Here is a 25839-nt window from a genome sequence, read left to right on the forward strand (position 1 = left end):
TCTTTTCACAAGGTTGGGTACTTGAAATCTTTCATAAATTGAAGGGTTTTTTTTTGTTTGAAAAGGTCATAAGGGTTCCCGTCATTTTCTGTCTTCTGTTGCTTTGAATTTTATCGCAATATAAGAAGTTTTGTCTTTTTTTGCGAACCTATTTACATATAAGGTATATTTTGTAATAATTCTTAAATATAATCAAACTCTAAAAAGGGCAGGAGTAGTGAATATAGGTATGAATTGTCGGAATGCAATGGAAATTTGTAACGAAATACGAATAAAACGGTGGGAAATGATGGATTTTGCGCAAATACACGGAATGAGTCATAATCATACCATTCGGATCAGTGAGGAGCTTGATAAACTGATTAATGAATATTTGATTCTGCAACATCATACGCCTATTGAAATGAGAGTGGAAACAAAAGACTTGGTCGTCATCTTACAGGAACCTTTCTACAATGATTACTTCCTTTAATAAATATATAAGAAAATGGATCGTGAATTTATCTTTGGATAGCAGTGACTATGAAGAAATAGAGGTCAAGAATGGAATATATTCAACTAGTAAAACGAGGGGAGATTAGCCAGGCGGCATTATTTTTTATCGAAGGGGAACTGATGAATGTCATTGTTATGGATCCTGATCGATTTAATTCCGGTGATACCGTTATCTGCCTGCATAAATCCCAAACATTCGAAACGAATATCATAAAAAAGCAAGAGAATAATCTATACTTATTTATTCCATGGTACGATACCCTTCAGGATAGTGAAAGAAGACGGGCTGCAAGGGTATCGTATGTTGCTCAAGGAAAAGTCCAGTCCCCCCAAAAAAGTGAAAGGGTTCAGTTGATTGATTTGAGCATCAAGGGCCTAGGATTTTCGTGTGAAAACAAACTAATGAAAGCCGAGTTGCATACCATCACCTTTATGATTGATCATGCCAGGAATCATTTTACAATCAGGATACAAAATGAGCGGGAAATGGAAGATGCATATCGGTATGGAGTCAGTTTCATAGGAGTGCCTGTCAAAGATTTGTTTTATGTCAGGAGATATATTCTTAACAGTCAGCTTGATAAATTATCATCTGCGGCTGTTTAAAAAGGAAAAAGGCTGACTCACATAAGGAGCCAGCCTTTGTCATGTTCAATTATCATAGAATTTCCAATAAGATGACCATAAATAAGAGTCCGACTATGAAGGAATAGGTGGAGGTGCGCTCATTCCCATCCCCGTGACTTTCGGGAATCAATTCTTTGTAGACGATGAATAGCATAGCCCCAGCGGCAAATGCAAGACCATAAGGGACCAAGAATTCAATATAAGAGGTTAAGTAATATCCTAATAGACCCGTGACGATTTCTATGGCGCCAGTTAAGGTGGCAATTATGAAAGCCGTGAATCTCCCAATTTTTTGATTGATTAGAAACAATGCGACGAGCAAGCCTTCGGGAGCATTTTGGAGACCTATTGCAAAAGCTATCAAATTCCCTGTATCAGGCGCGTTTGAGGCATAACTGACCCCAACGGAGAGACCTTCAGGAATATTGTGCAATGTGATGGCCGTGATGATGAGCAAAGCTTTCTCATCAAATTGAATACCACTTTTCGTATGGCCGAGATCAATGTGTGGAATATTTTTTTCCATAATCGTTAAAGTTAAGACTCCGAGGAAAACCCCGATGATAAGTTGGATATACCCCCCGGTTGCCAATGATTCTGGAATGAGGCTTAGCAAGGAAGCAGCCATCATGATTCCAGCTGTAAATGCTAAAAGTGTATCCCTGAATCGATGGGTCATGGACCCTTTAATGAAAAGAATCGGTAGCGCACCGGCCCCTGTAGACATAGCAGAGAGGATACTGCCTAATAAAACTCCACTCATAAATTTCTCCTTTGCATGGTTGTTCTTTTTTCAGTCTTTCTTTTTTCTTCTTCTCTGGGTAAAACAATAATGTATTGTATTTTTGATTATCCAAATTGGTTACAGTGTGAAACCTATTTTTGGGGATACCATTGTTTTAACATGAAATCACTTGGTAGGAACACACTGAGGATCCCTAGCAAGGGCAAAAATCCTACGATTTTAATCATGGCTGCAATCCCGATAATATCTGCAATCGCCCCCAATGAAACGGATCCAATCGCCCCCATACCAAAAGCGAGTCCTACAGTCAGACCAGCCATTGTCCCCACTTTACCGGGAACTAATTCCTGTGCATATATGACGGTAACGGAAAAACTGCTCATGATGATGAATCCGGCAATCAGTAATAGAATGAAAGCTGCAATCGGTGGTACGAATGGCAGAAGACCGGTTATCGGCGTACTTGCAGCAAAGGAAAAAAGTATCACGTTTTTCCGCCCAAAGCGGTCGGCGAGCGGGCCACCGAAAAATGTCCCGACTGCCCCAGCGGCTAAAAAGGCAAAAAGGAAGATCTGTGCCGCTTTTATTGTGAATGAGTGCTGTTCGATTAAATAAAAACTATAAAAATTTGTCATGCAGGATACATACCAGGAGCGGGCGAAGATAATGAATAATATTAAGACCAAGGCTTTGGCCACTTTATTGGAACGCTCTTTATTAACGACTTTAGCCGCCAGAGTTTTTGGCTGAAAATGCACGAGCCTTTGGGAATACCACTTGGCTATGTACAGTAATAGCATGACCGCGGCAAAGGCAACGAAAGCAAACCAGAGAGCGCCCTTCTGCCCGAACGGGACAAGAATGATGGCCGTGATGAGCGGAGCTAGTGCCTGCCCACTGTTTCCACCCACTTGATAAATTGACTGGGCCAATCCACGCTTGGGACCTCCAGCCATATAGGCGACTCTGGATCCTTCTGGGTGGAAAATGGCTGATCCAAAGCCCATTAAAACGACAGCACCGAGTATAGTTATATAGTTTGGTGCAAGAGCCAGGATGATGACTCCGATTAATGTGCTGGTTAATCCAACTGGCAAAGCATAAGGCAGTGGCTTTTTATCGGTATAAAATCCGACAGCTGGCTGTAGAAGTGATGAGATGATGTTCAGGCAGAAGGCAATCATGCCCAACTGTGTATAAGTTAAAGACATGGATTTTTCTAGGATGGGAAACATGGCCGGTACCACGGCCTGAAGAGAATCATTCATTAAGTGGCATATGCCAATAATAATCATTATTTTGAGGGTCATCTCTTGATTTTTTGGTATAGGTTTAGTTGCTGTGGTACTTGCCATATGTATTTGCCTTCTTTCTAAATTAGAATCTTATTCTAGTGACCTTATATTTAAGGTCCGTCAAGATGATTATCTTAGGATAGAAGGGTTTACTTTACTGAAACGTGATTCTTTCCATATAGATTACTTACTCACGTTCTCTTTTAGGATTGGTAAGCGAATCATGACCGTCGTACCCTCCGAAAGCTTGCTTGTAATCTCGATTGTTCCATTGAAGAGTTCGATGATTCTCTTGCAGACGAAAAGTCCTAAACCGGTCCCTTCCTTTTTGGAAGTATAGAATGGCTCAAATACTTTCTGGATGTCGTTCGATTCCAACCCGTGTCCAGTGTCAATGATTTCTATAATAGCTTCTTGTTTTTTTGGATAAATATGTATGGTCAGGTTTTTGCCTTGTTCCATGGCCTCAAAGCCATTTTTTGCTATATTAAGTATGACCTGCTTGAGTTGGTCCTTCGTACAGTATACAGGAAGTGGTGACCTAACTATATCCCATTCGACTTCGATACAGTAAAAACGAGCTTCAGATTCTATTATCGGTCTTAATTCAGCAACGATACCGCGTACATCATATGAGGATAAGTTTTGCACCATCGGCTTACCTAGAATCAAGAACTCACTGACGATACTGTTTATCCTTTCTATCTCTTTCATGATGATGGAATAATAAAACTGGTCTTGTTCATCTGGATGCTTCTCATTTAGCAATTGGACAAGTCCTTTTATGCCCGTGAGTGGATTTTTGATTTCATGTGCAGTACTTGCTGCAAGTGTACCTACGAAATTCAACTTTTGGTCATCAATGAGTTGTTTTTGTTTTTTTGAATTCCTACGATAGAGGAACTCATATACAATAATATAAATCACATGGGTGATGATGAAGGTGAAAAATATAAAAGAATAGAATATATGGATGTTTTGGGTATCCTTTTTTTTCAGCATTTTAACTGATATGGACCATTCGGCTTCTGTCAAGGGGAGGGTCATCCATCTTGAACTTGGGTTTACATTCCCGATATTTATATCAACGACCTTTTCTCTCTCATTCGTTTGAAGTTTTACTGTTTGTTCAGGTGAAAGTGTATTCAAGATATTCTTTAAATAATCGAATTTGATCTGAACCAATAAAAATCCCCGTACTTCCTTATCCTTTTCCAATATTGGGGCGAAGATGGTGAAGCACGTACAATTCAAATCATCAATTCCTGTTTTGTTGGCCATCACCGCTTTTTGAGTATTTACAGCTAAGTCCATATCTTCATGATCAATTAATTTGGATTGGGGGGGCTGCTTGCTTGTACTATGTATGGTCATTCCTTCTCGATCCAGCAGATAAATGTCAGCGTATCTGGGGTCTGTATCTTTGAAGGAGTCTAACAATTGATTCTTTGATTTTTCGTCCATATATGGAATAGAACGGTTGCGACTCAACCATTCCACATTTCCCTTGGTTTCCCTGATTACTTGGTCTATCGATTTTTGATAAACGGATCCAATCCATTCAGCCTTTGCTTTCCGTTCTTCTTGGATGGAATAATCAAAATATAACCAATAAGTGATAGTTAAAATGATTAATGGTAAAATGACAATAAGTATGTATTTCGAAAATCTCTGCCTTGAATTCATGTGGTCACTACTTTTATTTTTTCTTTTAGTATATCAAACTGGAGAATTAAACAATAGCAATAGCCATGCCCTATAGGCAAATTGACAAAAAAGGCGCAATAGAATATAATAACCTTCAATTCAAGATATTTTAATTAAAAATTTTAAGGTTGTGAAGTTATGGGGAATGATAGCATCCAACAGTCATTAAAGCTGTTTATCGTGATGTCAAGAGCTCACCGTTCGATTAATGATATAGTGAATAAACATATAGCTGAAGCGGGCTTGAATCCTACTGAATTTGCCGTACTTGAACTGTTATATCATAAAGGTGATCAACCTCTTCAACAAATCGGTGGAAAGATCTTGCTTGCAAGCGGTAGCATTACTTATGTAGTGGACAAGCTTGAACAGAAGGAGTTTTTACAGCGGATAGCTTGTAAAGATGACCGCCGTGTAACGTTTGCCAAAATTACGGATAAAGGTAAAGCCTTTATTGAGGATGTCTTTCCTGATCATGAAAAAAGAATCGATGATGTGATGAGCGTCCTTACGAAAGAGGAAAAAGAAACGGCAATAGAATTACTGAAAAAGATTGGTTACTCCGCAAAAAAATAATCCAGTAAACCAGCACCTTAATTTAATTGAGGTGTTTTTGTAGTTTTATTATGATTCGTCCGAATCTGACGGTCATGCCCACTAAAGGCGGAGAACCCTATTACTTTTTTCATAAATAGGAAGGCTTTACATAAGAATATGGCGAATGTAATTATGTCCTATTTTAACTGGCAACCAATGAACACGATAGGTGTTTTTTTGGGAAAAAAGGGATACAAATGATGAAATTGGGGTGTAATTATGAAATTTAATGAGTATAAATATGAACGGCCTGAATTGGATGACATTAAAGGGAAGTTCACGAAAGCTCTTAAGCAGTTTGTGGATGCGACTGAGGTTGAAGAACAAGTAGAAGCCATAAGTGAAATAAATGCCATTCGAAACTATGTTGGTACGATGAGCAATCTGGTCTATATTCGGCATACCATTGATACGACTGATGAGTTTTATAAAAATGAAAATGATTATTTGGACGAATTCTCACCTGAAATGGAGGAAATGACTTCCGCGTTTTATACAGAACTCGTTCAATCGAAATTCCGTCGGGAACTTGAGTCCAAGTGGGGAAGGCAACTATTTGATTTGGCTGAGGCACAGCTCAAAACGTTCTCGCCGGAAATCATCCCGCAACTGCAAAAAGAAAATAAGCTGGCAAGTGAGTACTCACAGTTAATAGCTTCCGCGAAAATTGAATTTGAGGGAGAAGAGCGGACATTGGCACAGCTTCAGCCCTTCATGGAGTCTGAGAGCCGTTCCATCAGAAAAATGGCAAGTGATGCTTACTATGGTTTCTTTGCAGAGAAGCAGGACGAACTGGATCGGATTTTTGATGAGCTGGTAAAGGTGCGACATGGCATAGCAACGACATTAGGGTATGATAACTTCGTCGAGCTAGGTTATTATCGCATGACACGGACCGATTATAATGCAGAGATGGTGGCAGCTTTCCGTAAACAGGTGAAAGAGGAAGTGGTTCCGCTCGTTACCCGCTTGAAGGAACGTCAGCAGAAACGCCTAGGTCTGGAGAAACTCTATTATTACGATGAGAATTTCCAATTCAGTACGGGGAATGCCGTTCCTAAAGGCGAAGCGGAGTGGATCGTGGAAAATGGTCAAAAAATGTACCATGAACTTTCTGCCGAAACGGATGAGTTTTTCAATTTTATGATTGAAAATGATTTAATGGACCTGGTTGCTAAAAAAGGAAAAGCAAGTGGTGGATATTGTACATTCATTGAAGATTATAAAGCTCCCTACATTTTTTCCAACTTCAATGGGACATCTGGTGATATCGATGTTCTTACACATGAGGCAGGACACGCTTTCCAGGTGTATCGAAGCCGTGACCTGGATATTCCGGAATATAATTGGCCAACCTATGAGGCTTGCGAAATCCATTCGATGAGCATGGAGTTCCTTACCTGGCCTTGGATGGATCTGTTCTTCAAAGAAGATACAGAAAAGTATAAGTTCTCCCATTTAAGTAGCTCGCTCGTGTTCCTGCCATATGGGGTGGCTGTGGATGAATTCCAACATTTTGTCTACGAAAATCCAAACGCATCGCCACTTGAGAGAAGACAGGCATGGCGCAAAATCGAGAAGGAATACTTACCTCATCGTGATTATGAAGAGAACGGATTTTTAGAGGGCGGAGGCTATTGGCAACGTCAAAGTCATATCTATCAGTCTCCATTTTATTACATTGACTATGCTTTGGCTCAAATATGTGCTTTCCAATTTTGGAAAAAGTCTGTGGAAAAAGATGAGAGTGCGTGGAAGGACTATTTAAACCTTTGTCAACTTGGAGGAAGTAAATCATTCCTTGGGCTCGTGGAATCGGCCAACCTTGATTCCCCATTTGCAGAAGGTACTGTGCAGTCTGTCGTAAGGGTTATCGATGAATGGCTGAGTTCGGTCGATGACCAAGCTTTATAAGTTGTGAAATCTCGTGAATCGTTAGCGGGTCTTCTATAGAAAGGCGCTCCCTTTAGAGGGAGCGTTTTTAAAATGGGAGGACCGAAGCTTTCCCATTAATTTAGGTTAAACTGACTTGGACTGTCTTAAAATTCTCCCTCTTACATATAGATGTAGGGAGGAGGGGTGTACATGCTTTCTAGGTGGTCAGGAATCTTTCAGGTTGCAGCCGTTTATGTAGGTACAGTTGTCGGAGCGGGTTTTGCAACTGGAAAGGAGGTTGTTGAGTTCTTTACCCGTTATGGCTTTTATGGCTTTATCGGGATTTTAATAGCAGGCTATATTTTCATTTTCAGTGGTACGAAGATCATGTTGATTTCCTCAAGGATCAAGGCAGCTTCCTATGAAGAATTCAATCAATTTTTATTTGGGAAGAAATTAGCGGGCGTCATCAATGTTTTTTTCCTTATCATGCTGCTAGGTGTTACAGCGGTCATGATTTCGGGATCAGGTGCCGTTTTCGAGGAACAGCTTGGCATCTCGAAAAACGTTGGGAGCTGGACAACGGCCCTTCTGGCTTCATTGGTTTTGATGCTAGGAATGCGTGGGCTTTTTACAGTGAATTCTTTTGTTGTTCCCATCATGATTCTATTTAGCTTGATTCTGTTCTTCTCGACTTTAGGGACGGGTGAATTTTTATCTTCTCTAACGCAATTCCCAGAAGAACGGATCAGCTTGAAGATGATATTCTCCCCGTTTGCCTATACCGCTTTTAACCTGGCTTTAGCGCAGGCGGTGCTTGTTCCGGTGGCGTATGAGGTTAAGGATGAAAGAATTATAAAGCAAGGTGCTATTTTGGGTGGGGTATTCCTTACGATTATTCTACTCACTGGGCATTTATCACTTATGACCCTTCCGGATGTGATGAGCTATGAAATTCCATCGGCGGTCCTTATGAAAATGGTGGGCGGTCATTTACATTGGATGTTCATCTTGGTGATATACGGCGAAATCTTCACTTCAGTCATCGGAAATATTTACGGATTGCAGAGGCAAATCAGCAACTATATTAAAGTGCCTGGCATATTCATCATCGCCTTCAGCTTTATTGTGGCGTTGATTATCGGCACGTACGGATATGGAAGACTCCTGGGTTATCTCTATCCGGTATTTGGATACATAAGTTTACTGTTTTTAATCCTCGTCTGGAAAAGTGATGCAGGCAAAAAAATATAAAACGAGGGAAAGGGCTTACGTGCCCTTTCCCTTTATTTGATATCAGGATTCTTTCATGATTGTTTTAGCCATCTCTAGAAAGGCATCCCGGTAATCTTTGTCCTTCTTTGTAAACATGGTTAAGCGGACAGGGGACTTCTCATCTTTGAGTAAGACAGAAGTAACCACATCATCGCCGTTCACGACTTCATAGCCGGAACCATTATCTATGTTAAGTGCCGGGTCCTCTATCTTCTCTGAAATGCTTTTCAGTTGGGTTTGGACATTTTCCTCTACTTCGTCCCATTTGACATCGCCCGTTAATAATTCAATCCTCATGGATACAGAGTCGTCATCGGTCAGGAAAAGGACATCCTTTCCAGGCTCCTCGGCAGTCAACTCGAACTGTTGTAAGACGTATAGGCTAAATGGTTGATTATCACTATTTTTCAGGAAGGCTGTTTCTTCTTTTGCTTCCCCATTACTTGTATATTGCAAATTCTGTTCCATAAGCCTAACCTTTTTTGTCCCTTCAGAACTATCAGTAGCTCCATTTGTTGAGCCTGCTGTATTCTCTTCTTTTACCGTATCTTCTTGTGGTTCAGCCGTCTTGTCGTCCGTGGTTGTCCCACATCCGCTCAGCAATAGGGCCGCCATTGTCGCTCCGCCTAAATATTGCGTCCATTTTTTCATCGTTTTCCCTCAACTTTCTGTTGAATTTCTCATATGTGTAGAAAGGCATGACCTATCGACGCTCTGGAGAGAATCATCCCTTTTATATATAGACGAATGAAAAAGAAAAAAGTTACAAATGATATCATGGTAACCAAATGAACCATAAAGTTCCTGCATAGGAAAACGGAATGGTCAAAAACCATTCCGTCGTTCAGTACCTTCATCCGATGATCTTATAATTTTTATGATTGACAACTGTCTTCTGTTCAAGCTCCAAGTCAAGGTAATTTTCCATATACGTGACGTCCACGATTACAGAGTTCTCATTCACTTTCTCGACGATTCCTTGTAAGCCTTCTCTAAATTCAATGATATTTCCAACTTCCGCTTTCTTCATGGTAATCATCCTTTCCCATCTCGTTTTCAATGATAATCAGTAACTATGAATAAATGGATTATTCGAACACCTTGCTGTTTAGATTTTGACCTGGGAAGTGCAAGTAAAAAGATATAGAGTAGTTATAATGACTGGTTAGAAAGTACAGGTATGTGTTTTTTACATATTATGGAAATCAATATAAGCACACTTACTCTTACTTGTATGAGTCTGGATGATACTTATGTACGAAAAATACCAATCAATTTACAATGTGATATTTTACTTTACAGTTTGCACTATTTTTATGTATTCGTAAAGAATAATATAGTCAAGAGACCACAAAAAGTTCTGATTGATAATAAGCGTTAAGGTTATGTTAAAATAGAAACGGAATTTCTCCTATACAGGTAAGGAACAGAAACAACTAATAAGGAGGAAATAGAATGGATTCCGAAGAAGCAAAACTAGTCCTGAATAAACTGGCTAATCGGGAAATGGAAGAGTTCAGGATCAATAAGGAAGAATTTTTGAGTTTTCGTGAAGTGCTTGTTCAAAGAGCGGATTTCAAACATTTCCGAGGAAATGCCCAACATAATGGGGAAGTCATTTATACGTATTTAGAGGAAGCAAGAAGTTAAAATAGGAAAAGGACGGTTCGAATCGATGAACCGTCCTTTTCCTATTTTTTTATGGAATATCCATCTCCTTCCTCAATTTAAGAAGGGTGGTTTTTCGCCATGATTTCACGGCTGCAATCGAGACATTGAATGTATTGGCGATTTCATTTTGATTTTTATTTCCGATGAAAGTAAAGATGAGCCAGCGTTGCTGGTTCAATGTCAAGTTTTCTGTGTAGGCTAAGAGGTTCTCTGTCACGAGGGCCTCTGTGTGCATAGAAAAGGGATCTTCTATTTCAAGAACCGCTGCGTCAACTGGCTGGATATGCGTGTCGTATTTATGGAGGCGTTTTAATTCATTGATGATTCTCCCTTTTATGACTGTATATGCGAAGTTGGAGAATTGTCCGTTTGCTTCCTTGTACTTGCCTTGAGCTTCCCATAATGCAATTAATCCAATTTGAAAGAAATCCTCTTTGTTTTTATAAATGGATAGTGAGCGGATAACATGATGAATCATCGGAGTGAATTGTTCTGATAAACTTGTAAAACCGTCCATTTTCTACGCCTTTTTAAAAAGTGCACTTTTCGTATATTCCCGGGTGCTTTCACCTTAAATAATTTCATGGAATATATCGAAATGGAAAAATGCATAAAATAAAGGGGAGAAAATTGAATTTTGCGACGGAAAAACGTAAAAAAGCACCATCCATTATCGATATTTCGAAGTTTTGATTGGGTTAGACAAAATAAATAAAGGCACACCCGGCTTGCCGGGTGTGCCTAATGAAACTATTGATTATTTTTCCGATAGATTTTCAGTTCCTTGATTATCGTTTCTTTCAAACTTTCATTTTCATTCATAATGAAACCGTACATATAAGCGGATCCACTTTTCTTTTTCCAGAGAATTCGTCCACGTAAATCAATCTCGTCTGCATTTATGATGAAAGTTAGCAAAAGCTCGAGGTCCGCTTGCTCCGGAAGGTCAAGATTGGACTGGAACTTGAGCCCTCCGGCACTGATGTCCAGAACGGACATGGCCCCATTTCGGCTTTTATTTTCCAAGTTGTTTACTCTAATGATGCTAAAAAAACCAGAAAGCGGACGATCGAAAATAAAACGAAATGCTTCATCCCTGTTATATTTCACAATATGTCCCCCTGGAAATTCAGTATCTTTTCCGTTTTCTATTTTATCCATTTACAAGAATGAACGGATGGATACGTGTATGACCTTAACTCTGTGATTTCCGGAAGCCGGCCTTCACTGCATCCTGTTCTGTACAAAACATTTCTTCTTCTTTTGTTATATCATAGTATTGTCCACTTGGTATGTGGTAGATCTTATCACCTTTTGAATTGATATTTCCTTTAATGTTCGGATTGGAGCACGATGATTTTTCGGTGGTTTTTTCTGTTGTTCCTTTATCCGTTTTCGAATCATCGTATCCTTTCGAAGTGGCATAGTTTTCAATCGACCAAATGCCGATTTCCTCTTTTTGAGCTTGTTTCTGGATGGCTTCCAGTTCGTCAAGATATTTTGTATTGGGTGCATATACGTATGCGACCCGTGCGAGCCCTTTTTCTAGCAGAAGCTTATTTACCATTTTTCCATCTACATAAAAATAGGCCAGCAGACGGCCATATTTGTCTCGTTCACCGATTCCTGTCTCCACTTCCACTTCCGAACCGGCAGGCATTAGCTCTTTTGAAAACTTGCTAGCTTCAGGACCAAAGGGTTGTACGGGCTTGGAAGGATGGACGGTTTCGGGGGTATCGATTAAAAGAAGCCTGACCGTTTCTTGCTTTCCATTAGACGTCTTAATTTTCACCGTGTCGCCATCGACCACGCGAACTATTTGAGCTGTGAAGGTTTTTCCTTTTGATTCATTGGAGACTTGGTCTGTAGAAAGGGAGTTTTCCTTGGTGGAAGTATTCGTTTCTTCTGTGGACTTTTCTTCTGACAAATCGTCGGTTATTTCCTGGCAACCTGTTAATGTAAACGCACATAACGAAATCAGTAAAAATACATATTTAAAAAAAGTACTATATGTCGGTGTAGTCACCATAAATCCTCCATTCAAGTTGTTTTCCATGGTGTCATGGATAAGTAAGGGTCGCAAATAATACTACCTTATAAAATGATGAAAGAAAATGAAAAATATTCTATTTTCACCATATCCACTGTCCTCTCTGATGGTTTATTCTTATTAAGAAATCGTGAAGCAAGAAAGGTAGGAACCGGAAATATGTTCAGGTTAGAAAACATAACGTTTAAAGGGATTCTAAATATTGACCATCTTGAAATCCCGGCAAGGAAAATAACTTGTTTGACTGGGGAGAGCGGAGCTGGGAAAACGTCACTGCTTAGACTATTAAATAGAATGAATGAGCCGGACACCGGGTCGATTTTTTATCAAGAGCAACTCCTTGGAACATTTAACCCGATAGAGCTCCGTCGCCAAGTTACGATGCTATCTCAAACAGCACTCACCTTACCTGGAACCATTGAAGAAAACCTCCAATTTGGATTAGAGTTGACCGAAAGAGAAAAGGAATCAAAGGACGAGCTACTAAACGTACTTGAAACGGTATTGTTAAAGAAGCCATTATCAGCTGATGTAGAGAAATTGTCGGGTGGGGAGAAGTAAAGGTTGGCATTGGCAAGATTGCTTCTATTGAAGCCTGACGTATATTTATTGGATGAGCCAACATCCGCTCTTGATGAAGAGTCAGAGTTGGATGTCATGAACCGGTTTTTAACTAAAGTGAAACAGGAAATGGGAACCGTGGTCATGATTACTCATTCCAGGCAACTTGTGGATGAATATGCTGAGGAAAGGATCGTTCTTAAAAAGTCAAAGGAGGGGGACTATTAATGGAGAGTAGTGGGATAATAAATATTGAGCTTTGGCGTTTATGTGCGGCCTATGTATTCGTGGTTCTCCTGCTTATCATTGTAAAATGGCGAGGGATATCGAGGGAAAAACAAATTTTGCTCGCTACAGTACGCATGACGGTCCAACTTATTCTTGCAGGGTATGTATTGACGTATATATTCGAGAATCCCCATCCCTTGCTTTCAATAGGATTTTTTATGTTTGATAGCCTGGTTCTCTATCCGAAATATTTTTAAACAAATACCCTTTACGCTCAGCAAGAAAATCAAACGAATGGTCATTTTGAGTATGCTCACAGGTCCGATGGCCGCTTTGCTTTATTTTAACTTGGTCGTCATCCATTTCACGCCATGGTATGAACCACGTTACTTTATCCCGATTGCTGGTATGATTGTGGGGAATGCGATGACCGGCGTTACGTTAGCTTTAAAGAACCTGCACGAAGGCATCACAAGTAACCGCGATAAGGTGGAGGCGATGTTGATGCTTGGCGCCACGCCGCAGAAAGCCGTCAAAAAATATGTGGATGCCGCTTTCGATTCGGCAGTGCTGCCGACTTTGAATAATATGTTGGGTATGGGGATCATTTTCCTTCCGGGAATGATGACTGGGCAAATTCTTTCGGGAATCAGTCCGCTCATCGCCATAGAATATCAAATTGCCATACTTATTGGGATTCTTGGTAGTGTCTCCATAACGGTCATCCTCTTTATCTTGCTGAGTTTTAAGGCGTTTTTCACAAAGTCTGCACAACTGTCCATCTAAAACTTTTTAAAGGAAATAAATTAATTGTTGCAGTTTTATCCTAATTTTTGTACGATTCTTTAGAAACAGGATAGTTATGGTTTGTTTGTTGAGAATGATAATGATATTCTGAAAAGGAAATCGTAGATTTTCGTATCTTTCTTAAATGAATAGGGAAAAACCTTACATATCCTATTCTTGTTAGTTTATTTTATATTAAAGGAGAATGATTTATATGGTAGAAAAAACGTTTACAGTAACTGCAGAAACAGGAATTCATGCTCGTCCCGCTACATTGCTTGTACAAGCAGCTGGTAAATTTGATTCAGAAATTAACCTTGCATATAAAGAGAAAAAAGTGAATCTTAAATCCATTATGGGTGTTATGTCTCTTGGAATCGGTAAAGGTGCAGAAATCACGATTACTGCAGAAGGCAGCGATGAAAATGATGCTCTAAAAACACTTTCTGACACATTGAGCAGAGAAGGTTTGGCAGAATAATGTCCACGCTGATAAGTGGAATCGCAGCGTCAAGCGGCATAGCCATCGCGAAAGCCTATCGTCTTATCGAACCGGAATTGTCGGTTGAAAAAAGGAGTATTGAGGATGTTGAGGCTGAAGTAACCCGTTTCAAGGAAGCCATCCAAAAATCTACTTCAGAATTGGAAATCATCAGGAACAAGGCCGAGCAGGATTTGGGGGCCGATAAGGCAGCCATTTTTGATGCCCATTTACTAGTACTTTCCGATCCGGAACTTTTGAACCCTGTACAGGATAAAATCAAGTCCGAAAACATAAATGCTGAATCTTCTTTACATGAAGTTGCAAGCATGTTCATTACGATGTTTGAACAAATGGATAATGAGTACATGAAGGAAAGAGCCGCTGATATCCGTGATGTAACAAAACGTGTCCTATCTCATCTTTTGGGTATACATATTCCGAATCCAAGCATGATTGCAGAAGAAGTGATCATCATTGCCGAGGATTTGACGCCTTCTGATACGGCCCAGTTAAATCCGATGTATGTTAAAGGGTTCACGACTGATATCGGTGGCAGAACATCACATTCAGCCATTATGGCTCGTTCATTAGAGATTCCGGCAGTTGTAGGAACTAAAACGGTGACCGCTTCCATCGAAAATGGGGACTTGGTCATCATAGACGGGCTTAATGGCGAAGTGCATATTAACCCGACCCCTGAACTTGTGCAACAGTACGAGGAAATGCAGAAAAAATATGCCTTGCAGAAGGCTGAATGGGCAAAGTTGGTCCATGAACAAACGGTTACAAAAGATGGGCACCAAGTAGAGCTGGCAGCCAATATTGGGACACCGAAGGATTTAGAAGGTGTTCACAAAAATGGTGGGGAAGGAATCGGTTTGTACCGGACAGAATTCCTCTACATGGGACGAAATGAAATGCCTAGTGAAGAAGAGCAGTTTGAAGCCTATAAGACGGTGCTGGAAGGGATGGCCGGAAAGTCGGTTGTCGTCAGAACACTTGATATAGGCGGGGACAAAGAGTTACCCTACTTGCAGTTACCTAAGGAAATGAACCCATTCCTTGGCTATCGGGCAATTCGTTTATGCTTAAATGAGCAAGAAATTTTCCGTATCCAGTTACGGGCGTTGCTACGGGCAAGCATTTACGGAAACTTGAAAATCATGTTCCCAATGATTGCGACCTTAACGGAATTCCGCGAAGCCAAAGCTGTGTTGGAAGAAGTGCGGCAGGAATTACTTGAAAAGGATATCCCGGTGGCAGAAAAGATTGAAATCGGCATCATGGTTGAAATTCCTTCCACTGCGGTCATGGCAGATATTTTTGCCAAAGAGGTCGATTTCTTCAGCATTGGTACGAATGACTTGATTCAATATACAATGGCAGCGGACCGGATGAATGAGAGAGTCTCGTATTTATATCAACCATATAACCCGGCAATATTACGACTTGTTAAAATGGTAATTGATGCTGCCCATAAAGAAGGAAAATGGGCAGGAATGTGCGGCGAGATGGCGGGAGATGAAGTGGCTGTCCCTATTTTAATTGGGTTGGGCCTTGATGAATTCTCGATGAGTGCCACCTCTATCTTAAAAGCTCGATCTCTAATCAGGAAACTTTCACTTGAAGAAATGAAAAAACTATCACAAGATGTCTTGGTGATGGATACAAACGAACAAGTGAAAGAAGCTGTACTTGAAAAAGTGAATAAATAGCATGACAAACGGCGCTTTCATCCAATGAAAAACTTCAATGGATGAAAGCACCGTGTTTATTTTTTTGAAATCTTCCAAAAGATGTTTAACAACGTTATACATGGGTAAATAAAGGACAAGCACAGTTGTTTAGCTCGATATGAGCAACTGACATTCTCATTTCCCCCTTTTAAAGCCGGCTGGGTTTCCCAGCCGGCGATTTTTTTGGGGGAATAGGATAAAACTCTCCGGGGAATTGGGATATTGATAATTCAGATTTTTCACTTTATACAATAAAGGATATAATAAAATCATGTTTGGTATTTTTTATGAAAAAGGGGGAAGTACAGTGGATTTATATTTACAAAAGAAAAATGCTTTGATTCTGGCCTCGAGCCAAGGGTTGGGAAAGGCAATAGCGGAAGAGCTTGTTAAAGAAGGTGCCAACGTCATGCTCGCTGCGAGAAGTGAAGAAAAATTGGTGGCAGTTCAAAAGGAATTATCAAAGATCGGCAAGGGGAAAGTGTCGTATAAAGTGACGGATATTACAAAACCTGATGATATTAAGTCGTTGGTGGAGAAAGTGGCTGAAGAATTTGGCGGGCTAGATATCCTTATCAATAATGCTGGAGGTCCTCCAGGGGGGACATTTAATGATTTTAGTGATGCAGACTGGCAACATTCATTTGAACTGAATTTATTGAGCTTTATCCGAACCATTCGTGAAAGCTTACCGCTTCTAAAAAAACAAGGCGGCAAGATCGTTAACATTGCATCGTCTTCTATTAAAGAGCCAATACCCGGCCTATTACTATCGAATACTTTCCGCACGGCAATCGTGGGATTGGCGAAAACATTGGCTACAGAGCTAGCACCAGACAAGATATTGATCAATACGGTTGGACCGGGTCGAATCTCAACCGAGCGCATTCAACATCTGGATCAATTCAATGCCGAGAAACAGGGTGTCTCGACTGCAGATATCACAGGGAAAGCCCTTAGTAACATCCCGCTTGGGCGTTATGGCGAACCAGAGGAATTTGCGAAGTTCGTAACCTTCCTCGTTTCTGGGGCCAATACATATTTAACCGGCCAATCTTATTTGGTAGATGGAGGGATGGTTAAATCCATCTAGTTTGCATTAATTCACAGATGATTCGAAGGGAGAATGAACATGAAAGAGAAAAACACAGTAATCGGATTTATTGGTACAGGGGTTATGGGAAAGAGCATGGCGGGAAACTTGCTTAAAGCAGGTTACGAGGTACATGTTTATACCAGGTCCAAGGAAAAGGCAGAAGAGTTGATTGGTAAGGGGGCAAAGTGGGCAGCAACACCTAGGGAGATTGCCCAACAAACGAATGTGATCATTTCCATGGTCGGGTATCCGAGTGATGTCGAGGAAATTTATCTGGGGGAACAGGGTCTTATTGAATGTGCAAAAGAAGGAACACTTTTAATAGATATGACAACCTCCACACCCTCCTTGGCCATGAAGATAGCGGGAGAAGCACGGAAAAAGGGGCTGGAAGCTCTTGATGCCCCAGTTTCCGGAGGAGATGTGGGTGCCCGTGATGGCAATCTAACCATCATGGTGGGCGGAGATCCTGCTGCATTTGAAACAGTACGCCCAATTCTTGAGTGCATGGGAAGCAATATTGTTCATCAAGGCCCTGAGGGTTCAGGTCAGCATACGAAAATGTGCAACCAAATAGCGATTGCCTCCAACATGATCGGGGTTACGGAAGCCATCTCATACGCTACAAGGGCAGGGCTTGATCCGGAAAAAGTCCTCCAAAGCATTTCCTCGGGCTCTGCCGGCAGTTGGTCCCTATCCAATCTTGTCCCACGAATGGTCAAAGGTGATTTTGAACCAGGGTTTTATATCAAGCATTTTATTAAAGATATGAAAATTGCACTTGATGAAGTGGAGAAAATGGGGTGGGATGCGCCTGGATTAACTTTGAGCAAATCTCTGTATGATGGGCTTGCAGAGGCTGGTGAGGAGAACAGCGGCACCCAGGCTTTATATAAACACTATAATTAAAAGTGCTATCCGCTCCTTTTTTGAATAAGCTGTAAGCGACAGCCTTTACAAAAAGGAGAGATACGTATGGGTGACTTTGACGATATCCACATGAAGTTCCAGGAACTTGAAGATGGCATATATATTGTCCGAATCGAGGGGTATAAACGGGAAAAAACGATTCACCAAACAAAGCCCATTCGTTGGGAATTGAAATTGATGAATGAGAGCCCCTTGATCTTACCGGTGAAATTCAGTCATATCGAGACCGATGCTGGTTTTCAAATATTAATGAGGGAGTTAAAAAACCTAGGGCATTCGAAACCGCGAAACGCCAGGGAATTTGAAGAGGTGATGACGGATCTATTGGGTTCAATAGTCGAGGTCAGCCTTACGACAACCAATAAGGAAGAAGGCTATCGCGAAGTGCGATTCTTACGAAGGTTGTATTAATATTGCCATACTCTCTTTTTTACAAAGAAAATGGCCTCAACGGTTCCTACTGTTGATGGCCATTTTTTTGTGCATACTATACTCACAGTTATTTTAAAAAGGCTGCGATACGATCCAATCCTTCTTTAAGTGTTTCCATGGAATAGGCATAGGAAATCCGGAAGTATCCTTCCCCCAGTGGCGAGAAGGCATCTCCAGGAACGACAGCTACCTTTTCCTGTTTTACTAGTTCCAGGCAGAACTCCAAGGAGGATGGGTAGCCTTCAGGCAGTTTTACGAAAAAGTAAAAGGCACCATCCGGTTTGACCACATCCAGATCCATTGCTTGTAATCGGTTGTACACGTAGTCCCTCCTACTAGCATATTCCGTTTTCATGGACATGCTATCGTCTTTTCCAACTGTTAACGCAGCTAAGGCAGCACGTTGCGAGATGGAGGAGGCACAAGTTACGTTATACTGATGGACCTTTAACAAATGTTTAGAAATCGACTCGGGAGCAAATAACAGACCAATCCTCCAACCAGTCATTGAATGGGATTTTGATAAACCATTTAACACAATGGTTTGTTCCCTTAAAAAAGTGGCGATTGAAACATGATCCTGGTCGAAAACCAACTCGCTATATATTTCATCGGCTAAAATGAAAATATCCTTGCCACGCACGAGCTCTGCGATGTCCTGTAGCTCTTCTGCCGTTAGTGTGACCCCGGTTGGATTTGAAGGGTAAGGCAAAACGATGCAACGGGTTTTTTCGGTTATGTATGCTTTTAGGATATCAGCGGTCAAACGAAAACCGTTCTTAGTCGTGTCAGCGTAAACAGGCTCGGCCCCGCTCATTTTAATGATCGGCTCGTAGCCTGGATAGACAGGGCCTGGGAGGATCACTTCATTTCCAGGGGTGAGGATGGTCCGAAATGTAATATCGATTCCTTCGCTTGCTCCCGAAGTGACGATGACTTCATTGACTGGATTGTATGAAAGCTGGTATTTATCTTTTACATAAGCGCTCGCGGCTTCCCTTAATTCCAAATATCCGGCATTATGGGTGTAAACCGTATAATCATCATCAATAGCCTGTTTTGCGGCTTCCTTAATATGTCGCGGTGTAGGGAAGTCGGGCTGACCTATCGTTAAAGAAATGGTCCCTTTAATATCGGCTACTAGATTATAGAATTTTCGGATTCCAGATATTTGAACCTCTTTTACAAGCGGGTTTACTAAATGTTCCATTTGAATATCCTCCTTGTTCTTATCAGTTTGTGAATGGTTATATGAATGTATCAAATCCATTCTATTCTATCATTTTGTAAGGGGAGAGGAAAAAATACTTTTTGTGATTAATGTATTGAAGGTATAATGAAGTTCAGATCAAGAAAATTTTGAGGATTGATATAAATGATTAGAACCTGTGCCATAACAAAAGAAAAAGAGGTCATTTTTGATTTAGAGCTAAAAAAATTAGGTGATGATTATATTGAATGGTATTGGGTGGACTTTTCAAAACCTACTGTAGAGGAAATAAAGGTGCTATCGAGCCATTTCCACTTTCACCATTTAGCCATCGAAGATTGCCTTGATGACTATAACCAGCGGCCAAAAATGGATTTTTATGAAGGCTATCAATTCCTCGTGATACATGCCATAAGGCAGAAAATCTTCAAGGCTGTCGAATTGGGTCTTTTTATCGGGGAAAAATGGTTAGTCACATTTCATAAGGAAGAACTCCAGGAACTAGAAGAGGTTTGGAGGGAAATCCCTGAGTTGGAAACCTTAAAGCAAGGGCCGTTCTTCTTGATGCATAGACTGATTGACCGGGTCGTCGATGAATTCTTTCCTCCTGTTTATAAAATGGAAAGCGAGCTTAACAGTATCGAGGATAACACGGAGAATGAAACGATATCGGAATTGATGAATCAGCTATTCGATTTGAGAACGGATTTGTCGAAGCTTCGTCGTACAATCCTGCCCATGCGTGACTTATTGTATCGGATGATTACTTCTGATAGGTTGAACTATTTAAAGGATCAGCATCTATATTTTCATGATGTATATGATCATCTTATTAAACTAACGGAGATGCTTGAATCCTATCGGGATTTTTCTTCAGATATTCGCGATAGTTATCTATCGGTCAATTCGAATAATATGAATTCTACGATGATGACTTTGACTGTCATTACGACCATTTTCATGCCACTCACTTTCATAGTGGGCGTGTATGGTATGAACTTTAAGTATATGCCTGAATTGAATTGGCACTATGGCTATTATGTAATCCTTGGGATGATGGGTGGCATTGCTTTTATGATGTTTTTATATTTCGTCAAAAAAGGCTGGTTGGAAATAGGTAAAAAGTCTCGTAATAGGTAAAATCGATTAAGCGATCTGCCATATTGATGGAACAATGATAAAAGTCTTTGTTATAATGGATAGGTTATCATTAATTTCCAAAAATGTGAAAGAGAGGTAGTTTATTATGGAAAGATTAGTAGAGGTTTATCCAGATGAAGGAAGAGAGTATGCAGGTTTTTGGATACGATTTGGTGCCAATATCATTGATGGAATCATAATCGGTATCCCCACAGGAATCCTGATGACCATCGTGAATCTAATTTGGCTCGGCAGCATGTCAAGCGTTCAGGAGGACATGCTTGATCCCAATTATGAGCCGGGAGGCGGAGAAATCTTGGCCTTCATGGGCGGGACTTTCATCACCTTATTTTTAGCTATACTTATTAGCTTTCTATATTATACTCTATTACACTCTTCGAAATGGCAGGGGACTGTCGGGAAAAAACTGCTTAATATTAAAGTGGTGGATTTAAATGGAAATCGTATCGGTTTCGGCAAGGCTGCGGGCCGCTATTTCGCTACGATTATTTCAGGAGTCATCCTTTATATCGGCTATATCATGGCCGGGTTCACGGAAAAGAAACAAGCGCTCCACGATATGATAGTCGGAACGCTTGTCGTAAAAAAGTAAATGAATCAAAGTAGGGAGGCTCAAAGGTGGGCCTTCTTTTTTTCGTGTGCCTCGGTAATTCATTTTCACAATATTATTTTTTGCCCAGGATTCTAAACAATCGGCGAAAATTACCGAATTATTAGGTAGAAGTCATTTATCTATAAGGTATAGGTCTTTTTTGCTAAAATGTATTATTTTTCAATCTAGAAAAGTAGTATATTGAATAAATAAATGATAGATGTAAGGGAAGGGCGAGATAAATAAATGGAAGCCAATAAAGGAATATTACTTGAAAGCGGTACGAATGAACTTGAAATCGTCGAATTCGGGATTGGAAAGAATAAATTCGGCATAAATGTAATTAAAGTGAAGGAAATCATAAATCCTGTACATATTACCCTTGTGCCTCACTCCCATCCGAATGTGGAGGGGATCATTGAGCTTCGTGGTGAAGTGCTTCCTGTCGTTAATGTAGCTGATGCCTTAGGGTTTCCTGCATCGGAAAATCCAGAACAGGATAAATTCATAGTCGCTGAATTCAATCAGCAAAAAGTCGTCTTCCATGTCCATACGGTGACACAGATCCATCGTATCTCATGGACACAAATCGAGAAGCCTTCGGATATGTATCAAGGCTTGGAAAGCCAGATTATTGGCGTTATCAAACTAAACAGTGAAATGATATTATTGCTGGATTTTGAGAAAATCGTCGTCGAAATCAATCCTGAGTCAGGAATCAATGTTCAGCAGGTTAGAAAACTTGGTCAACGTCAAAATTCCGAAAAGAGAATCTTGATTGCTGAGGACTCGCCATTACTGCGTAAGCTGCTGTTCGATACATTGACTGAAGCCGGATTTAAGCAATTGGAGTTCTACGAAAATGGTCAGGATGCCATCAATTATTTGGAAGGGCTCGTAGAAGCCGGCAAAACGATTGTGGAGGAAATCCAACTGGTGATTACGGATATTGAGATGCCTCAAATGGACGGGCATCATCTTACTAGAAGAATTAAGGAGAATGGCAAACTCGCTGAATTGCCGGTCATTATATTTTCATCGTTGATTACAGATAGCCTACGCCATAAAGGGCAGGTAGTCGGTGCGGATGCACAGATCAGCAAACCGGAGATTGCGGAACTGATAAGATTGATCGATCAATTTGTTTTATAACCTATGAAAATGGGACGAGGATATTAGATCCTCGTCCCGTTTTTTTCTTTTAATACTTTGAACCTTTTCCTAAAAAAGAAGAGGGGAATGGATTATGAAAGGGCTGTTTAACTTGACTCCGTCCATATGACTTTTTTTCGGCCTTTACAGGGCTGGTTTGTTTTTCGCCAGCTTGTCCAACGTAAGTTTGTAAAATTTGCTTTGCTTTTGATAGTGACAAGGCAGCTTTAGGATTTCGTATGGACGCTGCGCGACTGCCGAGATGGGGGAGGGTTTTTAAGTCTTCCTTCGTAGGCGGTAGGTGAAAGACGTATGATCCACATTCAACAATGACATCGGATTGTTGCGCGGCAAAGCGAGGGTTGTCAGAAAAATGGAGTCCCATCTTCTTCGCTTTTCCTTCTTGCATGAGCTTATTTAATGCGAGCTTCTTTAGATTGTACAGATTTTTAGGCTCCAATGCAGTCTTAGCATGTTTATTTACTATAAACACGGCTTGGGCAAGGGAGTTTATCGAAAACTCATCCATTTCAGAATGTCCTTTCGTTTGATTCATAGTAGAAACTCCTTTTCATCATAGGTTTAGAAGTAATGCTATTGAAATAGATTTCTTCAATCAAGTCTACCGTTTATTTATATTGGTGTGATATTAGGCTTGTAAGGTAGAGTCGGATGGAAAATAGTTCAAAAATTTATAATTTAAAGTTATTCCCAACACTTTACCATCTATGCATTTCATATTATACCACTACAAAATATATAAGGAAGCAAATTCTAATACTGTGACGCTTTAATTTGTGAAAAACTATAAGGTAAAGAACTTGTATCCATTAAGAAAAGAAGGCGGTTCATTCCGCCTTCTGTGCAACCCTTATTGGGTGTAGATATTAATATTTTCATTGACTGCGGCTTGTGCGCCGAATTGTTGTGGGTAGCCCTGAAAACCTTGGTACCCCGGATATCCCTGATTGCCTGGATAGGGAGGGGCAGGATAAGGAGGGTAAGCGGGCGGATAGGGAGGATACGGCGGATACGGCGGCGGGTACGGTGGACGGTTGTTGAATAATAACGGACCTACTGCTAATCCAGCCACAAATGATAAAGGGAGCAATAAAGGAAAGAATGGAAAGAAGCGTTCATCGTTCCCATATTCAATTCCCATTTCATCCCCGTATCCGTTACGATATACATTTTGCGGATGTGGATATTGTTGGTAGGGATAGAAAGGATAATAATATTGTGTTTGCATGGTTGGCCTCCTTTTCTCTATGTCTTTACATAGTATGGTTTATTTTATGAAAAGAGCCTGTTCCAGCTGAATCTGTTATAATGAATCTATTCGTTTTTCAAATAGTTGAGGTGGTTTTATGGAGCCGTTTAAGAAGGTTTTGGCCGTAGGTTTTGGAGGTGCGGGTGGAGCATTAGTACGCTATTCAATTAGTGCCTCGACATCCGTTTTTTTCTTTCCATTTGGGACGCTCCTTATAAATATAGTAGGGTGTTTTTTGCTTGGAACGATAAATGGGTATTTCGCCTCTAAAAAAAAGTCACTCGTTTTTTTAGCTCTTGGTAGTGGGTTTTGCGGAGGGTTTACCACGATGTCTACATTTTCTCAGGAAATGGTAACGCTTATGCGGTATTCCATGATTCAAGCAGCGATTTATCTAGGAGCTACGCTTGTAATGGGACTGTTTGCTGGTTTTATAGGGCTGCGTCCTTTTACTGACAAAAGAGGTGAGACCTTGTGATTCATGTTTTCTCCGTTTTGATTGGAGGGTTTTTCGGTGCAGCCTTCAGATATATGTTTCAGACTTTATTTAATAAGCTTCTGCCTTCGAAGCCCATACCATTTAGTATTTTGCTAATTAATCTAATTGGGTGTTTCGGGTTAGGATGGATCTTTCCAAGAAAGGAAGAATGGGAACTTTCTATGCAGTTGATGCTTTCAATGGGATTTTTCGGTGCTTTTACGACTTTCTCCACTTTCAGTATGGAAGCTCTTGACCTTATGAAAAAACACCGCTACATAGAATGTCTTATCTACATAACGGTATCGGTTATTGGTGGCATCTTGGCGTTCCTATATGGTTATATGCTTTAAAGGTCTTATCCATTAACACTTTTGCAGGATGGTAAAATTATCGAGGTGTTTCCATTCACCATCTAATGCTATAATTCACTACATAGGAATTTTCACGCACAGGCTTTGTTAATGAGTCTGGCGATTTTCCCCTGTATTTCTTGTTATTCTGCTCTTAGTTCATAAATGGTCAATTCAGGGCGCGATAAAAAGCGATAAGGAAGTCGGGTTGTGCCAAGACCTCGGTTAACATGTAGAGTCAAGGAACCAAGATCAAAGGTCCCCTCCGTATACTTTTCGGCATATGGGGGAGTGACAAGGGCACCAATCAAAGGAATTTGAACTTGCCCGCCGTGACTGTGCCCGCTAATCTGATAGTGGATATCATAAGTGCTAGATATATCTGCCAGGTCTGGAGCATGGGAGAGCATAATGGTGAACCCCCCTTTTGGTATACCTGAGAGAGCCTTTTCAAAGTCAGGTTTTCCGAGCATCGCATCATCCACACCAGTTAGGAATATTTCTTCTGCTGAAAGTAATGAAACCCGGGCGGAATTATTTTGCAACATGGTGAAATTCGATTTTTCCATGATATCTCGATATATCTCGGAGCCATACCCACCGTGATCATGGTTACCGAAAATGCTGAACTTGCCCAAGGGCGCTTTAAGTTGATTCAACACAGGTGGGATTTCATTTTGAGCATTATATTTATTGGGCTCGTCCATCAAATCACCGGTAAATAAAACAATATCCGGATCCATTTGGTTTATCTTCTCGACTATCGCTTGCAAGTCACTAAGCTGAAATTGAAAGCCTAAGTGGGTATCGCTGAACTGTATCATTTTCATACCATCAAAACCTTTAGGAATAAGAGGGTGGCTGATAAAATTGTGCTTTATTTCTAACCACTTTGGCTCTAAGTTATGGGCGTAATATCCGCCCCCAACGCTTAAACCAGTTACAGTCGCCAGCGTACGCAGGCCATTTTTTATAAATGTTCTTCGGGAAATACTTTTACTCAAATTAATCAACCTATCTACATTAAGAATGT

The 25839-nt window shown here is 40.5% G+C and carries 30 protein-coding genes and 1 pseudogene; 19 read left to right on the forward strand and 12 right to left on the reverse strand.

Translation table 11 applies throughout. The features are described 5' to 3' along the window. The first annotated feature begins 247 nt into the window (after positions 1-247). Complete coding sequence (locus ACQKIC_RS08925; protein WP_402867960.1) at positions 248-472, forward strand: aspartyl-phosphate phosphatase Spo0E family protein; 225 nt, start codon at positions 248-250, stop codon at positions 470-472. Between the two features lie 71 nt (positions 473-543). Further along, on the forward strand, positions 544-1101 hold the full coding sequence (locus ACQKIC_RS08930) for a PilZ domain-containing protein (RefSeq protein ID WP_427591049.1): 558 nt from the start codon (positions 544-546) through the stop codon (positions 1099-1101). A 52-nt stretch (positions 1102-1153) separates the two neighbouring features. On the opposite strand, the gene ACQKIC_RS08935 is transcribed toward ACQKIC_RS08930, so the two are convergent. The 3 genes from ACQKIC_RS08935 to ACQKIC_RS08945 all read right to left on the reverse strand — a co-directional run bounded on the left by ACQKIC_RS08935 (position 1154) and on the right by ACQKIC_RS08945 (position 4848). After that, positions 1154-1885 (reverse strand): ZIP family metal transporter, encoded by a 732-nt coding sequence (locus ACQKIC_RS08935; protein WP_427591050.1) that lies wholly within the window; start codon positions 1883-1885, stop codon positions 1154-1156. Between the two features lie 113 nt (positions 1886-1998). Next, positions 1999-3228 (reverse strand): MFS transporter, encoded by a 1230-nt coding sequence (locus ACQKIC_RS08940; protein WP_427591155.1) that lies wholly within the window; start codon positions 3226-3228, stop codon positions 1999-2001. 117 nt (positions 3229-3345) lie between these two features. After that, positions 3346-4848, reverse strand: coding sequence for an ATP-binding protein (locus ACQKIC_RS08945; RefSeq protein ID WP_427591051.1), 1503 nt, complete (start codon positions 4846-4848; stop codon positions 3346-3348). A 159-nt stretch (positions 4849-5007) separates the two neighbouring features. Between ACQKIC_RS08945 and ACQKIC_RS08950 the strand changes: the two genes are divergently transcribed. The 3 genes from ACQKIC_RS08950 to ACQKIC_RS08960 all read left to right on the forward strand — a co-directional run bounded on the left by ACQKIC_RS08950 (position 5008) and on the right by ACQKIC_RS08960 (position 8595). After that, a complete protein-coding gene (locus ACQKIC_RS08950; RefSeq protein WP_402867969.1) occupies positions 5008-5445 on the forward strand; it encodes a MarR family winged helix-turn-helix transcriptional regulator in 438 nt (145 codons plus the stop codon). Between the two features lie 240 nt (positions 5446-5685). Beyond that, positions 5686-7380, forward strand: a complete 1695-nt coding sequence (locus tag ACQKIC_RS08955; RefSeq protein ID WP_402867971.1) for a M3 family oligoendopeptidase — start codon at positions 5686-5688, stop codon at positions 7378-7380. 171 nt (positions 7381-7551) lie between these two features. Continuing rightward, the gene (locus ACQKIC_RS08960) at positions 7552-8595 is read left to right on the forward strand and encodes a YkvI family membrane protein (RefSeq protein ID WP_402867973.1); all 1044 of its coding nucleotides are present in this window, start codon (positions 7552-7554) and stop codon (positions 8593-8595) included. 42 nt (positions 8596-8637) lie between these two features. Here ACQKIC_RS08960 and ACQKIC_RS08965 read toward each other — a convergent pair whose 3' ends face one another. Then, positions 8638-9267: a hypothetical protein gene (locus ACQKIC_RS08965; RefSeq protein WP_402987691.1), complete on the reverse strand. Its 630-nt coding sequence runs from the start codon at positions 9265-9267 to the stop codon at positions 8638-8640. A 202-nt stretch (positions 9268-9469) separates the two neighbouring features. Continuing rightward, a complete protein-coding gene (locus ACQKIC_RS08970) occupies positions 9470-9646 on the reverse strand; it encodes a YkvS family protein (RefSeq protein WP_402867977.1) in 177 nt (58 codons plus the stop codon). 425 nt (positions 9647-10071) lie between these two features. On the opposite strand from ACQKIC_RS08970, the gene ACQKIC_RS08975 reads away from it, so the two are divergent. Beyond that, complete coding sequence (locus ACQKIC_RS08975) at positions 10072-10266, forward strand: abortive phage infection protein (protein WP_402867979.1); 195 nt, start codon at positions 10072-10074, stop codon at positions 10264-10266. Positions 10267-10315: 49 nt separating this feature from the next. Here ACQKIC_RS08975 and ACQKIC_RS08980 read toward each other — a convergent pair whose 3' ends face one another. The 3 genes from ACQKIC_RS08980 to ACQKIC_RS08990 all read right to left on the reverse strand — a co-directional run bounded on the left by ACQKIC_RS08980 (position 10316) and on the right by ACQKIC_RS08990 (position 12313). Continuing rightward, on the reverse strand, positions 10316-10804 hold the full coding sequence (locus tag ACQKIC_RS08980) for a sigma-70 family RNA polymerase sigma factor (protein ID WP_402867981.1): 489 nt from the start codon (positions 10802-10804) through the stop codon (positions 10316-10318). Between the two features lie 233 nt (positions 10805-11037). After that, complete coding sequence (locus ACQKIC_RS08985) at positions 11038-11397, reverse strand: PilZ domain-containing protein (protein WP_402956096.1); 360 nt, start codon at positions 11395-11397, stop codon at positions 11038-11040. An 85-nt stretch (positions 11398-11482) separates the two neighbouring features. Then, entirely contained in the window at positions 11483-12313 is an 831-nt protein-coding gene (locus ACQKIC_RS08990; protein ID WP_427591052.1) for a thermonuclease family protein, read from the reverse strand. Positions 12314-12388: 75 nt separating this feature from the next. Here ACQKIC_RS08990 and ACQKIC_RS08995 point away from each other — a divergent pair, with 75 nt between their 5' ends. From ACQKIC_RS08995 to ACQKIC_RS09030, 8 genes and pseudogenes are all read left to right on the forward strand, one after another. Next, the gene (locus ACQKIC_RS08995) at positions 12389-12898 is read left to right on the forward strand and encodes an ATP-binding cassette domain-containing protein (protein WP_427650953.1); all 510 of its coding nucleotides are present in this window, start codon (positions 12389-12391) and stop codon (positions 12896-12898) included. A 3-nt stretch (positions 12899-12901) separates the two neighbouring features. Further along, positions 12902-13126 (forward strand): hypothetical protein, encoded by a 225-nt coding sequence (locus tag ACQKIC_RS09000; protein ID WP_427591054.1) that lies wholly within the window; start codon positions 12902-12904, stop codon positions 13124-13126. After that, positions 13126-13912 (forward strand): annotated as a pseudogene (locus ACQKIC_RS09005) (ABC transporter permease). Before ACQKIC_RS09000 ends, ACQKIC_RS09005 begins: the two are co-directional and overlap by 1 nt. Positions 13913-14126: 214 nt before the next feature. Then, a complete protein-coding gene (locus tag ACQKIC_RS09010) occupies positions 14127-14393 on the forward strand; it encodes a phosphocarrier protein HPr (RefSeq protein ID WP_402867991.1) in 267 nt (88 codons plus the stop codon). Then, positions 14393-16111: a phosphoenolpyruvate--protein phosphotransferase gene (gene ptsP, locus ACQKIC_RS09015; RefSeq protein ID WP_427591055.1), complete on the forward strand. Its 1719-nt coding sequence runs from the start codon at positions 14393-14395 to the stop codon at positions 16109-16111. The genes ACQKIC_RS09010 and ptsP overlap by 1 nt, the downstream gene beginning before the upstream one ends. 328 nt (positions 16112-16439) lie before the next feature. Next, entirely contained in the window at positions 16440-17225 is a 786-nt protein-coding gene (locus ACQKIC_RS09020) for an SDR family oxidoreductase (protein ID WP_402956108.1), read from the forward strand. Between the two features lie 39 nt (positions 17226-17264). Further along, complete coding sequence (locus ACQKIC_RS09025; protein WP_402987705.1) at positions 17265-18137, forward strand: NAD(P)-dependent oxidoreductase; 873 nt, start codon at positions 17265-17267, stop codon at positions 18135-18137. A 66-nt stretch (positions 18138-18203) separates the two neighbouring features. Next, entirely contained in the window at positions 18204-18569 is a 366-nt protein-coding gene (locus ACQKIC_RS09030) for a hypothetical protein (RefSeq protein ID WP_402868000.1), read from the forward strand. Positions 18570-18657: 88 nt separating this feature from the next. Here the strand turns inward: ACQKIC_RS09030 and ACQKIC_RS09035 are convergent, their stop codons facing one another. Next, positions 18658-19800: an aminotransferase A gene (locus tag ACQKIC_RS09035; protein ID WP_402956112.1), complete on the reverse strand. Its 1143-nt coding sequence runs from the start codon at positions 19798-19800 to the stop codon at positions 18658-18660. Positions 19801-19965: 165 nt separating this feature from the next. Here ACQKIC_RS09035 and corA point away from each other — a divergent pair, with 165 nt between their 5' ends. From corA to ACQKIC_RS09050, 3 genes are all read left to right on the forward strand, one after another. Continuing rightward, the gene (gene corA / locus ACQKIC_RS09040) at positions 19966-20940 is read left to right on the forward strand and encodes a magnesium/cobalt transporter CorA (RefSeq protein WP_402956114.1); all 975 of its coding nucleotides are present in this window, start codon (positions 19966-19968) and stop codon (positions 20938-20940) included. 106 nt (positions 20941-21046) lie between these two features. Beyond that, the gene (locus ACQKIC_RS09045) at positions 21047-21553 is read left to right on the forward strand and encodes an RDD family protein (protein ID WP_402956116.1); all 507 of its coding nucleotides are present in this window, start codon (positions 21047-21049) and stop codon (positions 21551-21553) included. A gap of 246 nt (positions 21554-21799) precedes the next feature. After that, on the forward strand, positions 21800-22705 hold the full coding sequence (locus ACQKIC_RS09050; RefSeq protein WP_402868006.1) for a chemotaxis protein: 906 nt from the start codon (positions 21800-21802) through the stop codon (positions 22703-22705). Positions 22706-22754: 49 nt separating this feature from the next. On the opposite strand, the gene ACQKIC_RS09055 is transcribed toward ACQKIC_RS09050, so the two are convergent. Further along, entirely contained in the window at positions 22755-23261 is a 507-nt protein-coding gene (locus tag ACQKIC_RS09055) for a YkyB family protein (RefSeq protein WP_402868007.1), read from the reverse strand. A gap of 315 nt (positions 23262-23576) precedes the next feature. Beyond that, a complete protein-coding gene (locus tag ACQKIC_RS09060) occupies positions 23577-23954 on the reverse strand; it encodes a hypothetical protein (RefSeq protein ID WP_402956118.1) in 378 nt (125 codons plus the stop codon). A gap of 118 nt (positions 23955-24072) precedes the next feature. Here ACQKIC_RS09060 and ACQKIC_RS09065 point away from each other — a divergent pair, with 118 nt between their 5' ends. Both ACQKIC_RS09065 and crcB read left to right on the forward strand, forming a co-directional pair. Beyond that, the gene (locus ACQKIC_RS09065; RefSeq protein WP_427591057.1) at positions 24073-24453 is read left to right on the forward strand and encodes a fluoride efflux transporter FluC; all 381 of its coding nucleotides are present in this window, start codon (positions 24073-24075) and stop codon (positions 24451-24453) included. Beyond that, positions 24450-24806, forward strand: coding sequence for a fluoride efflux transporter CrcB (gene crcB, locus ACQKIC_RS09070; protein ID WP_402868011.1), 357 nt, complete (start codon positions 24450-24452; stop codon positions 24804-24806). Before ACQKIC_RS09065 ends, crcB begins: the two co-directional genes overlap by 4 nt. A 143-nt stretch (positions 24807-24949) precedes the next feature. Here the strand turns inward: crcB and ACQKIC_RS09075 are convergent, their stop codons facing one another. Beyond that, positions 24950-25810: a metallophosphoesterase gene (locus ACQKIC_RS09075; protein WP_402868013.1), complete on the reverse strand. Its 861-nt coding sequence runs from the start codon at positions 25808-25810 to the stop codon at positions 24950-24952. Positions 25811-25839 lie beyond the last annotated feature (29 nt).

The organism is Peribacillus sp. NPDC046944 (assembly GCF_050272735.1).
Classification (GTDB): Bacteria; Bacillota; Bacilli; order Bacillales; family DSM-1321; genus Peribacillus.